This is a genomic window from Thomasclavelia cocleata (assembly GCF_900102365.1).
Taxonomy (GTDB): domain Bacteria; phylum Bacillota_I; class Bacilli_A; order Erysipelotrichales; family Coprobacillaceae; genus Thomasclavelia; species Thomasclavelia cocleata.
On the sequence record NZ_FOIN01000056.1, the window covers coordinates 1 to 14,203 of the forward strand.

At 28.3% G+C, this 14,203-nt stretch carries 11 protein-coding genes and 2 pseudogenes; 8 read left to right on the forward strand and 5 right to left on the reverse strand.

Going from position 1 to position 14,203, the window contains the following annotated elements; translation table 11 throughout:
* On the reverse strand, positions 1-531 hold a 531-nt coding region (locus BMW96_RS12875), incomplete at its 3' end, for a restriction endonuclease subunit S (protein ID WP_177165855.1).
* 63 nt (positions 532-594) lie between these two features.
* Between BMW96_RS12875 and BMW96_RS12880 the strand changes: the two genes are divergently transcribed.
* The 3 genes and pseudogenes from BMW96_RS12880 to BMW96_RS12890 all read left to right on the forward strand — a co-directional run.
* A complete protein-coding gene (locus BMW96_RS12880; protein WP_092356704.1) occupies positions 595-1,518 on the forward strand; it encodes a tyrosine-type recombinase/integrase in 924 nt (307 codons plus the stop codon).
* Between the two features lie 575 nt (positions 1,519-2,093).
* Positions 2,094-2,645 (forward strand): hypothetical protein, encoded by a 552-nt coding sequence (locus BMW96_RS12885; RefSeq protein WP_092356707.1) that lies wholly within the window; start codon positions 2,094-2,096, stop codon positions 2,643-2,645.
* A 339-nt stretch (positions 2,646-2,984) separates the two neighbouring features.
* A pseudogene (locus tag BMW96_RS12890) lies at positions 2,985-3,278 on the forward strand (group II intron maturase-specific domain-containing protein); the annotation flags it as partial.
* Between the two features lie 184 nt (positions 3,279-3,462).
* On the opposite strand, the gene BMW96_RS12895 reads toward BMW96_RS12890, so the two are convergent.
* The gene (locus tag BMW96_RS12895; protein WP_092356710.1) at positions 3,463-5,028 is read right to left on the reverse strand and encodes a DUF6119 family protein; all 1,566 of its coding nucleotides are present in this window, start codon (positions 5,026-5,028) and stop codon (positions 3,463-3,465) included.
* Between the two features lie 467 nt (positions 5,029-5,495).
* On the opposite strand from BMW96_RS12895, the gene pnuC reads away from it, so the two are divergent.
* The 3 genes from pnuC to BMW96_RS12910 all read left to right on the forward strand — a co-directional run bounded on the left by pnuC (position 5,496) and on the right by BMW96_RS12910 (position 8,121).
* Positions 5,496-6,722, forward strand: a complete 1,227-nt coding sequence (pnuC, locus tag BMW96_RS12900; protein ID WP_092356713.1) for a nicotinamide riboside transporter PnuC — start codon at positions 5,496-5,498, stop codon at positions 6,720-6,722.
* Positions 6,723-6,796: 74 nt separating this feature from the next.
* Positions 6,797-7,354 carry an elongation factor P gene (gene efp / locus BMW96_RS12905; RefSeq protein WP_092356716.1) on the forward strand — a complete coding sequence of 186 codons (558 nt, stop codon included), beginning with the start codon at positions 6,797-6,799 and terminating at the stop codon, positions 7,352-7,354.
* 20 nt (positions 7,355-7,374) lie between these two features.
* Entirely contained in the window at positions 7,375-8,121 is a 747-nt protein-coding gene (locus BMW96_RS12910) for an SDR family NAD(P)-dependent oxidoreductase (RefSeq protein WP_092356719.1), read from the forward strand.
* On the opposite strand, the gene BMW96_RS12915 is transcribed toward BMW96_RS12910, so the two are convergent.
* Positions 8,118-9,377 carry a methionine gamma-lyase family protein gene (locus BMW96_RS12915; RefSeq protein ID WP_092356722.1) on the reverse strand — a complete coding sequence of 420 codons (1,260 nt, stop codon included), beginning with the start codon at positions 9,375-9,377 and terminating at the stop codon, positions 8,118-8,120. The two genes, BMW96_RS12910 and BMW96_RS12915, sit on opposite strands and share 4 nt — an antisense overlap.
* A 1,187-nt stretch (positions 9,378-10,564) precedes the next feature.
* Here BMW96_RS12915 and BMW96_RS12920 point away from each other — a divergent pair.
* Entirely contained in the window at positions 10,565-11,755 is a 1,191-nt protein-coding gene (locus BMW96_RS12920; protein ID WP_092356725.1) for a coenzyme F420-0:L-glutamate ligase, read from the forward strand.
* 24 nt (positions 11,756-11,779) lie between these two features.
* Positions 11,780-12,763 (forward strand): glutamine-hydrolyzing GMP synthase, encoded by a 984-nt coding sequence (gene guaA / locus BMW96_RS12925; RefSeq protein WP_092356728.1) that lies wholly within the window; start codon positions 11,780-11,782, stop codon positions 12,761-12,763.
* A 55-nt stretch (positions 12,764-12,818) separates the two neighbouring features.
* On the opposite strand, the pseudogene BMW96_RS14940 reads toward guaA, so the two are convergent.
* Together BMW96_RS14940 and BMW96_RS14945 are read right to left on the reverse strand one after the other, a co-directional pair.
* Positions 12,819-13,490, reverse strand: a pseudogene (locus BMW96_RS14940) (site-specific integrase); the annotation flags it as partial.
* 18 nt (positions 13,491-13,508) lie between these two features.
* A complete protein-coding gene (locus tag BMW96_RS14945; RefSeq protein ID WP_472573239.1) occupies positions 13,509-13,877 on the reverse strand; it encodes an N-terminal phage integrase SAM-like domain-containing protein in 369 nt (122 codons plus the stop codon).
* Between the last annotated feature and the right edge of the window lie 326 nt (positions 13,878-14,203).

The following is a 14,203-nucleotide window of genomic DNA, read 5'->3' on the forward strand; positions in this document are numbered from 1 at the left end:
ATCAATGATTTTACTTTGAGTTTGTATTCTATCCTCAATTAACTCTAAAAATTGCATGATTTTATCTTGTTCGGATATAGTAGGGATTTGCAATTTAAAATTATTTATTTCCTTTGAAGTAATCCCTTTGATTGAAGTTCCTTGCAATTGGGTTGATTTAATTATAATTTGAATAAGCTGTGCTAAAAAATACTTGTTACCATCATATTCAATAATATTCATAAAATCTTGACTGGTACAAATTTCACATTTGGAAACCGCAACTTTGCCTACACCAACTCTTGAAACAATGCATATTGTGCTTTTAGGACATAATTTTGCAGAAGAATTAAGTATTGCGTCGTTTGTTATGTGTCTATTTATACTTATTGTTCTTATATCATTATCAAATAAATCAGATGAAGAAATCCAGGGAATATTTCCTTCCCAGTATCGATTATTCTTAGTAGACGGTGTTCCACCACCACAAGATTTGGTGATATCACCAAGTTTATGAATTCTCCAATCATTTTCAAAACCCTCAAATCTCAAATTAGGAACATAGTAGTAAATTTTTTTATTATAATTATGCTTTGACCGAAAGGAGGAGTAAATATGGTCAAAGAAAAAACAATAAACGAAATTACAGAATTATGGAAGGAGGAAAAGAAAAGATATGTAAAGAAATCAACTTATGCTGCATATCAATTGTTGATTCAAAATCATATAAAAGATTATTTTGGTGATTTATATGAAGTTTTTGAAGAGCAAGTGCAACAATTTGTATTTAAAAAATTGGATGAAGGATTGAGTGAAAAAACTATCAAAGATATTATTATTGTTTTAAAAATGATATTGAAATTTGGTGTAAAGAACGGATACTTGGAATATGTATTAATTGAGGCAAAATTTCCTACAAAGCAAACAAATAAAAGTTTAGATGTTCTTTCGAAGAGTGATCAAAAGAAATTTATGAATTATTTAAGAGATAATTTTACTTTTAAAAATTTAGGGATTTTTATTTGCTTAAGTACAGGAATGAGAATTGGAGAAATATGTGGTTTAAAGTGGTGTAATATAGATGTAAATGAAGGTATTATAAAAATAAGACATACTTTACAAAGAATTTATATAATTGAAGAAGGAGAAAGACATACAGAATTATTATTAGATACGCCAAAAACAGCTAATTCTATTAGAGATATTCCTATGTCTACAGAATTGTTACGTATGATTAAGTCGATTAACAAAATTGTTAATGAAAACTATTTTGTTATTTCAAATGATGAAAAACCGATTGAACCAAGAACATATAGAAATTATTATAAGAATCTTTGTAAAAAAATTGATATGCCTGAATTAAAATTTCATGGATTAAGGCATAGTTTTGCTACTAGATGTATTGAATCAAAGGCTGATTATAAAACAGTATCTGTATTACTAGGACATTCAAATATTAGCACAACATTAAATTTATATGTGCATCCAAATAAGGAAGAAAAAAAGAAATGCATTGATAAAATGTTAAGATCACTATAAAAATATCATTAATTTTATTGAAGTTCGTTTAATTGCATTAACATGTTTTTAGTTATAAAGTATAATTTTCTTAGATATTTGAATTAAATGATGCAATTTCTATTGAAAAAATGATACACTAAATTCATCAAAAGTGTATATATTTAATAAAATTGAACTTAATTTTTATTTATTAATATTATATTGAACTTAAAATCGGTCAAATTAAAATTTGATATAGAGAGTTCGAATAGTATCAAGTGGTTTAGAAGTGTCATCGATGAAAGATGGCACTTTTGTTATAGATTTATAAAAATTGGACTTTAAAATGTTTCTTTTAACGTATACATTTTGAATGTATAGTTTTGATGTTAAGAAATGTCGAATAATATTACTTAAAGACTTATTTTAATTCTCCATCAAAGTATTTCTTATACCACGAAAAAACGTTTTATAGAAATGTATTTAATGCGAAAACGAGTGACTGTATTGTGAAAAATATGATGGGGTTATAAGTATTTTAACTTTATTTTATTGTGTTATAACATTCGTTATATTAAAATAGAATAAAGGACTGTTAATATGGTGGTGATAGAATGAATGCAATAAATGCACTTGGACTAAAATTGGATGTAAATGATTGGAATAAAAGCGATCAGTTACCTCTCTATATTCTAAATAATTTTTCTATTCAAAAAGCAACTCTCAACGATATTGATTGTTTATCATTAACGCCACATGAAGAGTTGCCAATTTTATCAGTGTTAAAAAAGCAAATAGCAATCATTAAAAATATTGAAAATATTCCTGTATTTTTAAATCTAAATACTATTTCTCATTTTAGAAAACAAAATCTTCTTGAAAACAAAATTCCATTTATTCTAAAAGATAAAATGGTTTATTTACCATTTATGGCAACACTTTTAACTGATGAACAATGTGAAGAAAACACAAAGATTGAAAAGTTAACATTGTCTGCTCAGCTTTTATTTACTTGGATACTATATCAAAGTACAGATGAATTCTATATTAATGAAGCATTAGACACAATTAATGTTTCAAATATGACATTAACGAGGGCGTATCGTCAATTATGTGCAACAAAACTTAGACAAAGAAGAATTAAACTTGAAACAATTAGGTATTAGAAACATGAATAAAAATACACTTATTATTCAATTACTATGTCAAGTATATGAATTATCTATATTTCAAAATGTATAATTTAATTAAAAGGACTGTGTTTAAAATAGATAAAAATATATATGAAGTAAGCATTGAAATTGATGGGATTTACTGTCCTAAATGCAGGTAATACTTCCAACACTATTGTATCATGAAAAATATAATGACTGTTTAGACAAAGATAAATATATTAAAGAACATCTCATTATCTCAAGAAGATTTAATATCAATGAAAGTGACGAAGAACTTTTAAAATTTTATTATGACCATATCTCAAAAGAAAACAAGCAGTATCAAGACCACTAGCAATAACATTTACAAAAGTAAACCAAATAGTAAGAGGGTGGATAAACTATTTTAGGATAGGAAGTATGAAAACATATCTTGATGAATTTGGACAATGGCTACGCCACAAGATAAGATGTATCATTATCAAACAGTGGAAGAAACCAATGACAATTTATAGAAATCTAATGAAACTTAATAAAGCATGTAAATGTAACTTTAGTGATGAAGAAATTTATAAATGCGCAAACACAAGATTAGGGTGGTATAGAAGAAGCGGATTAGAGGTCGTGAACTTTATACTATTATGATTTCGATGATGAAGAGCTTTAAAAAAAACTATATTCACTCAAGTAAAAAAAATTATCCCGAATTTTACTTGATTTTCCATGACAAATCATAGTTTTTCGGGATAATCAATAATTCGGGATAAGTTCAATGGGAGGGGCAATAAATCTAGAATTTATTCCTTTACCCTATTATGTTGTTTTACGCTTATAATTTTTTTATATTTTTAATAGTTACATTATATCCATAATTTTTAAGCACTGTTACTATATTTTTTAATGTGATTTTACTAAAAAAAGGAATTTTTGGTCTATCATCTACTTGCTTAGAAATTATAGCTAATACTATTTCGTTATTCTCTGCTTGAAATTCAGTTAAATTTGCTAGTAGATTAGGATTTGAAAACTCTTTAGAAAATATTTCAATACATTTTTCTCTAAAATTTGCTTGCATTAATAGATTTCCAGAAACATATCCTTGATTAAACAAGTGACTTAGAGAAGAAGATTTTGTACCATTCTTAATATGAATAAATTTATTATTCCAATACACATCTGCAACCTCAACTCCATAAACTGTTTCTTCTGTTTTTATTGTTGCTTTATGCAGTAAACTAGCATTGTTTAAATGATTGGCTAATGCATCGTTATAATCATCTTCTTTATCATATTGACAGTCAATAAAATCAATATCTGATATGTGTATATTTTTATAAAAATCATTAATGGTTTTATAGAAGTTGTTATTAACCTTATACCAATCACCATTCACAAGACAATAAATGCTGTCTTGTTCATTTATTTCCACTATTAAACATTTATATATTGTCCATCGATTAAATGGTGTAGAATCACTCCATGTTGCATATAGTAGAACTTTATTACGGTTCATTATCTCAACAGTTAATTCTTTTTGTTTGATTCCTATAGTCTCTAAATAATTATCTATATCAAGATAATCATATTTTGGACTATTTGTGTTGATATATCTAAAGCATTCAAGTGCTTCCCAATTTATAACCTCTGGTAACATTAATCGTAATTCTACTTCTTCATTTCTAATTTTTTCATCTAATAATTTATCCAGTTCCTTTCTCTCTTCTTTTTTCTTTATTAGATGTACATTATCAATCCATAAAAAATTTTTTTTGTAGTTATCTAAACTGTATGTTGCATAAGCTTTCTCAACTAAATCCTTAATATTGTCTATATTGTATTCATTTGAAAGACTTAGCACCTCTCCACCTGTAATCGTACAATTTTTGAATATACCGTCAGATGGTTTACCTACAAACTTTTTAGCCAGATCCTGTTCAGTATCAAAATTAAAATCAGTTATATTTGTAGCTTTCGGTAATTGTTCTTGAGAAATGTTATGATTTCCTACTAACGATTGCTTTGATAACACTTTTATTTCATTATCATTAATACTGTTTAATAGCACTTTGATACCAAAGTCGTGATTAATAGCTTCATCTTTTATCATGTGTTTTCCTAAACCAAAAGTAATAGCAAATAGTCTTTCATTATCTTTGGTTTTTATAACTAAAACAGCCCTACTGTTAGCCTGTTTTAATTCTTCGAAAGATTCTTTGAAAAAACTTTTTACCCATTTAGGTTGAGTTACTATACTAGTATCATAATATAATATTCCGATATCCTCATAAACCTTGTTATTATAAACAGCAGGGTCTTTTAGATAAGATAAATTTTTACAATACTCCTTTTTTATCATATAAATAGATACTTTGTTTTTATTTTTCTTTGCGCGCATATTCCTATTTCACCTCATTTTTACAATTTTCCGTATTTGTTTTCATAAATTGTTTGTTTTCTATAAATATATTCTTATTTTATCACGTATTCTTCTTACTTTATATACATCAAGTACTAATTTAGAAAAAACACTTTGCTACTTAAATGTAATTACAGGAAAATTAAAGAAGTCAGATGAATTTCTTTAATGTTTAATTAATGATGGGATGATTTATGTTGGTGCGTAAGACTAGCTGGAGAATTTATTATAAGATATTCAGAAGGACTTTGTTCCTTTTTTTGTTTAAATGCTGTAAAATGGGATTTTATATGAATATATTGCATTGCTAAGGTTATAAAATAACTTATTTAAACGATATTAGTGCAATTTTTCGGTTATTTATAAAAAGTTATTTCATATTTATAAAAATATATTATAATGTAAAAGTATTAAAAATATAAATATATAGGGGAAGAAGGTTTGATATGATTAAATTTTTTAAAGTAAACATGGAACCTAAAAAATGGTTAAGAAAGATAGAAGTAATATTTTCAATAGGATTATGTATTGTTTCGATTATATCAATTGGATATGGCTTGTTTGATATTAATGCCAACGTTGAAAATATGCAGTTTAAACAAAGTATCCAGATGACAAGAGATACTGATTTAGAAGACTACAGTGAAGATAATACGATTTGTGATGTTACCTATACAAATGGTGACAAGCAGCTAATCGTATCTTATTCATATGAAGACTATGTTAAATTAGATGATAAGACAATTACAGCATATGAATACGAAACAAAAAATGGGACAAAATTATATTTTGATCACCAAAATATAAACGATCAAGAAGTACAGTATTCCTACAAACAAGTAAGAGCTAATGAATTAGCCCCATTATTTAACTTTGGGATTGCTTCTTTAATCTTGATGTTATCCATTTTAATTATGATGTTATTTGCAAAACAATTTACAACATATGAAAAATCATGGTTTATTTCGATCATGGTTCTAGCGACAATCTTTTCCGTAGCTTTCCCAGAAGAAAGCGCCAATGGGGTAAATGGAATTATCATTATGCTGCTTTATTTATTGGATACATTCTTAAATATTCTTTGTGAATTATTGATTTCAAAACAATCACGATATAATTTCCTTGTGTCGGTATTAGTTGAAATTGTTGAAATTGCTATATGTATAGTATTAATGTATCGTTTTGCTACAATGGCAACAACATTATTTTTCTGGTTGCCAATTGATATTATTAGTTACATAAATTGGTCAAAACACAAAGATGATGAAGAAAATGAATTAACAGTAGTAAGAAAACTAAGAGGATATCAGGAAGTTTTAGTTATCATTGGAATCATTGTTTGGACGTTTGTAATCGGATATCTTATTAGTGGTTTAAATATTGCTACGGATTTCTACAACAATGAATTATTAGAAACATTCATTATCTATATCGATGCTTGTGCCTCAGCAGTAGGGATTGCAAATGGTTTATTTATTTTCTTTAGGTTACAAGAACAGTGGATTGCATGGTATATTTGTGCATTTCTTGAAGCCGTTATAAATATTATTTCGGGACAATATGTTTTATTAGTTCTAAAATTAGGCTATTTTACTAATACAACATATGGTTATATTAAGTGGAGTAGATATATTAAGGAGCATACAACAAAAAAACAAGCACAAATATCGTAATGTGTCTTGAGGAATGATGTTAAAATTGATAGAATAAAGTATGTATTAATATGTGCAAGATTAGGAGTGAAAATATGGCTATATTAGCAGGTGATTTTAAAACAGGATTAACTTTGATTGTTGATGGTGATCCTTGTCAAGTTATGGATTTTCAACATGTAAAACCAGGTAAAGGAGCGGCCATCTTAAAAACAAAGATGAGAAATTTAAAAACTGGAGCGATTCAAGAAAGAAACTTTAATGCTTCGACTAAGTTTGAAGCAGCAAATATTTCAAGAAAAGATGCGCAATATTCATATGAAGCAGATTCTACTTTTTATTTTATGGATCTAGAAACATATGAAACATATGAATTAGCAGAGGATCAAGTAGGGGACAATAAATATTATATTATTGAAGGTTCAACTGTTTCATTAATGTTCTTTGATGGATTATTGTTATCAGTATCTGTTCCTGAAAAAGTAGAATTAACAGTGGTTGAAACAGATCCAGCCATCAAGGGGGCACCATCTAACCAAACAAAAGATGCTGTTACTGATACAGGGTTAACATTACGGGTTCCTCAGTTCATTGACACTGGAGAAAAAATCGTTGTGTTTACAACTGATGGAAAGTATGCTGGAAGAGCTTAATAAGCTCTTTTTTTAAAATTATGAATAAAATTGTATTGATTACTGGTGGGGCTAAAGGAATTGGCAAAGCAATTGCTTTAGAATTGGCAAAACAAGGATATGATATTGTAATTAATTATTTAACATCTAAAAAAGAAGCTGAGGCATTAAAAAATATGATTATTGATAATTATGGAGTACGTTGTTTGGCTATTGCAGGAGATGTTTCTAAGGAAGATAAAGTAGATGAAATGGTATCTTTGATTGAGTCAAAACTTGGTGGTGTTGATATTTTGATCAATAATGCAGCCGTAGATTTATCAAATTTATTTCATTTAAAAAATGCTGAAGAATTTAGAAAAACATTAGATGTAAATGTAGTAGGAGCATTTAATTGCAGTAAACGTGTTTATCGCCATATGATCGATCAAGAATATGGAAAAATCATTAATATTGCTTCGACCAACGGCATTAATACCTATTATCCGATGTGTATTGATTATGATGCATCTAAAGCTGCATTGATTTCTATGACACATAATCTTGCCTTTGAATTTGCACCTTTTGTTAATGTAAACTGCATTGCTCCAGGTTTCATTGGTACGGAAAATGAACTGGATGGTTATGATGAGCAATTTTTAAAAGAAGAAGTTGAAAAAATTATGGTCAATCGCTATGGTGATCCTCAAGAAGTAGCTTATTTAGTGAAGTTTTTAGTAAGCAAAGAAGCTGATTTTATTAATAATACCGTAATTCGAATTGATGGTGGACAAAAAGGAAGTTGCTAATCCAACTTCCTTTTCATATTTGATAATGCTAATAAAATAGATAATTTTCCATACTCAAAAGTTAAACCGCCTTGCATATATAAGGTATATGGTTCAATAACTGGGGCATCAGCACTTAATTCAATCGTACTGCCTTGAGTAAAACTGCCAGCAGCCATAACTTCATCAAAAGGATATCCTGGCATTGGAGCTGGTAAAACATGGACAAATGAATCAATTGGACTAGTTTGTTGAATGCCTTGAGTAAAGCTTACTAAATTCTCCTTAGATTTAAGTTCTAATGTTTGAATAATGTCAGTTCGTGGTTCATCATAGCGGGGAGATACGTTTGAATATTCTAGTTTTTCCAACATATAAGCTGTAAATACAGCAGTCTTTAATGCGTTTTTTACGGCATTAGGTGCCATAAAAATCCCTTTAAAAAAAGCATTGTTTAAATTAAAATTAGCTCCTAAATCTTTTCCAATTCCTGGAGCTGTTAATCTTTCAGCTACCATATAAACTAAATCTTGATTACCAGCTACATATCCTCCAGTTGGAGCAATCCCACCACCAAGATTCTTCATTAAAGATCCGACAACAATATCAGCACCAACATGCCCTGGTTCTTTGGTTTCTACCAACTCTCCATAACAATTATCTACCATAATAATTACTTCATCATTTACTTCACGAATCTTTTTAATGATTCGTTCAATTTTTGTTATTGATAACGACTTACGATGCGAATAACCCCTAGATCTTTGAATTTCAACTAATTTAATATTATTTTCTTTTAAGCGTTCAATAATTTTATGATCATCAAAATCATCATTAATTAATTCAATTTGTTCATACTTCACTCCAGCAGCTTTTAGCGACTGACTTGAATCTCCGCTTATCCCAATCATTTCTTGAAGTGAATCGTAAGGGGCCCCAGACAATGAAATCATTGTGTCACCATGTTTTAATAAGGCTGAAAGAGTTATGTATAAAGCATTTGTTCCACTCATAATTTGAGGTCGTACTAAGGCATCCTCACAACCAAGGACAGTTGCAAAAATCTTTTCAATCTTATTTCTTCCCTCATCATAGTTTCCATAACCATTAATATCACTAAAATCTGAGTAAGAGACTTTGTTTTCAATAAAAGCAGATAAGATTCGATTAGAATTTGTTAGACAAATAGAGTCAATCTTTTTGTAGATATCATGTAAAACTGTATCAGATTCTTTAGCTAAAGTAAGTAGATCTGGATTTATTTGTTCAAGTATCATAAAAAACCTCCTATAAATAATACATTGTTTATTATACACATTTCTTGATTAATTGCATTGATATCTATTGAAGAAATATTAATAAATTGAGAAAATAAAAAAACATCAAGTATAAAGCAATGACTAAAGACTAAAATGTGTGATATTAAGCCATTTCTTTATTGAATTATTCTTGGTTTCATGATCACAAGGTGACTTATCAAAAGTTTGATACAACTAGATTGAAAATTTTAGTTGCATTATCATTATAATATAATGAACATACTTTTAACAAAACAGCAGCTGTTATTAATATTTTGTACATAATTAATATGGTTAAGATGATTTGCATCATATATATGGCTAGTAAGTTTTAGGAATCTTTGAATTTGTAACATATATGGGAGGTGATCATGTAGGTATGTGTAGTGATAAATAAGATATGGAAGAAATAATTATATAATTTATAGATATTTAAAATGAAATTGAAATTATTTTAATATGATAAATAAAAAAATTGAAAATAAATCAAATATCTTTTGCTTTTTTCATTATGAATATTATACTGGCATATTTTATTTATAAAATATTAATATTTATGGCAATGTAGAAAATATTTTAATATTAGATACTTTGAAAAAGAATTTATTGATAAGTGAAAAGTTTTGTGAATTTATAGAGGAAATCATAATAAATTATGATAAGTATTACTATATGGTAAATAAAAAAGAAATAAGATTTGATGGAATTAGAAAAATATTTAGATATATTTTTTATAAGATTATATTGAATTATTCTTAAAAATAATTTTTAAACGATTAACTGTGTTTATATGGTTAATTTTAATAGTATTGGGATATTTTTTAAGTATAGATAGAAATTAAAATTTAATTATAGAAGATTTCTGTTTTTGTTTTATTCTAAATCATTGAATAGAACACATAGTGTAAGCAATAAACCAAAAGGCATAAAATACAAAAAAGCAGTTTATTGAATATTTCGATTTTTAAAATATGTGCAAGTGTATTTATTTGAATACAGTTCAGTTGTTTATAAGTAAAATTTTTATAAAGTTGATAAAAAATATAAAAAAGTTTATTTTTTTATGTACCAATTGATTAATTGATGATAAAATACCATAGGATACATATTTAAAAAATATGTAAAAAAGTAACCAAATATTTTTTTAAGAAAGTGACGGATTGATTATGGAAAGAAAAGTTGGTACTGTATCAAGAGGAATTCGTTGTCCAATTATTAGAGAAGGTGACGATTTAGCAAAAATTGTTGTTGATAGTGTATTAGAAGCAGCAAAAAGCGAAGGGTTTGATTTAAGAGATAGAGATGTTATTTCTATTACTGAATCAATTGTAGCAAGAGCTCAAGGAAACTATGCATCTATTGATGCAATTGCAAAAGATGTAAAAGAAAAATTAGGTGGAGAAACTATTGGTGTTATTTTCCCAATTTTATCAAGAAATCGTTTTGCAATTTGTTTAAAAGGGATTGCTATGGGGGCTAAAAAAGTTGTTTTGATGTTAAGCTATCCAAGTGATGAAGTTGGTAATGCTTTATTAACATATGATCAATTAGATGAAGCAGGTGTTAATCCATATAGTGATGTTTTATCATTAGAAAAATATCGTGAATTGTTTGGATATGGTGTTCATGAATTTACAGGGGTTGATTATGTAGATTATTATTCTAAATTAATTCAAGATGCTGGTGCTGAAGTTGAAATTGTTTTTGCTAATCAAGCAAAAGAAATTTTAAATTATGCTGATTGTATTGTTAATTGTGATATTCATACAAGAGTTAGAACTAAACGTATTTTAATGGAAAATGGTGCTAAAGTTGTTTGTGGGTTAGATGATATTTTAAATACTTCAGTTGATGGTAGTGGTTATAATACTAGATATGGTTTATTAGGTTCTAATAAATCAACTGAAGATACTATTAAATTATTCCCTAAAGAATGTCAGGATTTAGTTGCGAATATTCAAACACAAATTTTAAATGAAACTGGTAAACATGTAGAAGTTATGGTTTATGGAGATGGTGCTTTTAAGGATCCTCAAGGTAAGATTTGGGAATTAGCTGATCCAGTAGTTTCTCCTGCATTTACAAGTGGGTTAGTAGGAACTCCTAATGAATTAAAATTAAAATATTTAGCTGATAATGATTTTAAAGATTTAAGTGGAGAAGCTTTAAAAGAAGCTATTGCAAATAGTATTAAGAAAAAAGATGCTGATTTAGTTGGTAATATGGCTTCACAAGGAACTACGCCAAGACAGTTAACTGATTTAATTGGTTCTCTATGTGACTTAACTAGTGGTTCTGGTGATAAGGGTACACCAATTGTTTTGGTACAAGGATATTTTGATAATTTTACAGATTAATATAAATGAAAAGGAGATATAATTATGTGTTTAGATGTTAGACCTGAATCAATGGAAAGAATTACAACACCTGAATTGGCTGAAAAATTTATTGAAGAACAAATTGATTTGGTAAGAAAACAAGTTGGGGATAAAAAAGTTTTATTAGCTTTATCTGGTGGAGTTGATAGTTCGGTTGTTGCAGCTTTACTAATTAAAGCTATTGGTAAACAATTGGTTTGTGTTCATGTTAATCATGGTTTAATGCGTAAAGGTGAAAGTGAACAAGTTATTGAGATGTTTCAAAATCAATTAGAAGCAAATTTAATTTACATAGATGCTACTGATCGTTTCTTAGATTTATTGGATGGTGTAGCTGATCCTGAAACTAAACGTAAGATTATTGGTGGAGAATTTGTTAAAGTTTTTGAAGAAGAAACTGATAAATTAGAAGGAATCTCTTTCTTAGCGCAAGGAACTATTTATCCTGATATTTTGGAAAGTAAAGGGGTAAAAGCTCATCATAATGTTGGTGGATTACCTGAGGATTTCAAATTTGAAGGATTAGTAGAACCTGTTAAATTATTATATAAAGATGAAGTACGTGTAGTTGGTAAAGTTTTAGGATTGCCATCAAATATGGTAGATCGTCAACCTTTCCCTGGACCTGGATTAGGAGTTAGATGTTTAGGTGCGATTACAAGAGACAGATTACATGCTTTAAGAGAAGCTGATGCTATTTTAAGAGAAGAATTTGATAAAGCTGGATTAACTGATAAAGTATGGCAATTCTTTACTGTTATACCTGATTTTACTTCTACTGGTGTAAAAGATGGTAAACGTTTAGATTTCTGGCCTGTTATTATTCGTGCAGTTAATACTGTTGATGCAATGCACTGTACAGTACCTGAAATTGATTATAAGGTTTTAAAACATATTACTGATAGAATTTTAAATGAAGTTGATGGTGTATGTAGAGTATTGTATGATTTGAGTCCAAAACCAATTGCGACAATTGAGTGGGAGTAGTCTTGAATGTGTCGGAAACCCTTATTTTACTAGGTTTTTTGGCACTTTTTATTTTCTATTGCATTTTTATTGCATTATTTTCTAAAGTTTCAATATTTAGCTTGATTGGATAATTACTTTTAACTGCCATTGCTTCAGATGAAATTGCATTTGATTTTTTCACTAGACCTTTCAGTTTGGTTGCCACTTCATAATTGCTGTTAGGATATAGATGTCCGTATGTACCTAGTGTGGTTTCTATATCTTCGTGTCCCAAGCGGTCTTTTATGATTAAGGGGTTTTCTCCTAAACTAATCAGCAGGGAAGCGTGAGAATGTCGTAACGCATGAATTTTGATACGGTGTACATCTGCAAGTTTTGAATACTTTTCAATAGCTCTAGGTATTGCGTGTTTATTTGACGGTGTACCATTGTAGCTTAATATAAAATCTGTTTTGACAACTTTTTGTTGAATGTTCTTCCAAACAGAAAGTTCATGTAAAGTGTCCTCGTCTAAAACTATTTGACGGACACTTGCTTTTGTTTTAGGCTCAACAAATTTGTAGTTTTCAAGTGATTTATAATATAAGCTCTTTGAAATATCAAGTACGCCTGTTTCAAAGTCAAGGTCAACCCATTGTAATGCACACGCTTCTCCAAAACGTAAGCCAGTCATAAAAAGTAGCCATATAGTTATGAATAAGTAATGTTCGTAATAATCGTCAGTATTGATTTGTGATATTACTTTTTCAAATTCTTCAAGCGTTCAAAAATCTACTTTGACTTTTAATTTCTTCACGTTTCCGATAACTTTAGCAGGATTGCTTTTTACAAGTCCTAAGACGACAGCTCTATCCATAGCCCTTGAAAACATACCTTGAATTGAACGAACATAATTTTGACCGTACTTTTTTGAAAGTTCTAATTGCCATGCTTGGACTTGTAGAGGTCCGATTTTGTCAATTAGCATATTGTCAAAATAATCAAGTCGTGTATCAATAGTATATTTTCGGTTATCGTAGGTACTTTCTTTTACCTGCGTTTTGTACCACGGTTTATAGATAGTATCAAGGTATTCCTTAAAGGTTAAAATGCTTTTTTCTTTGTTTATTTCATCTGGTTTAGAAACAAGCAATTTAGAATCAATGTCATTAAGTTAAGGAAATGATATTGAGGATATCGATATAAAAATATTGGTATCCTCTTTTTTTTATAAAAAAGTGTTGACATTTAAATGAGTTTGTGAGGCTTATTATTCATATTTTTTATGAATAATAAGCCTATTGTTTATAGGTATGAACTTTTGGAGGTATGACTTATGAACAATTTTAACTCTCTTAGAAAAAATTTGAATCACTGCATTAAGATTTTGAATAATTCTCGTTCTCTTTTCGTTGAGAATCCTAATACTGATTTTATCCGTAATCGTAAACTTGATTTCTCTACTGTCATTAATAATAT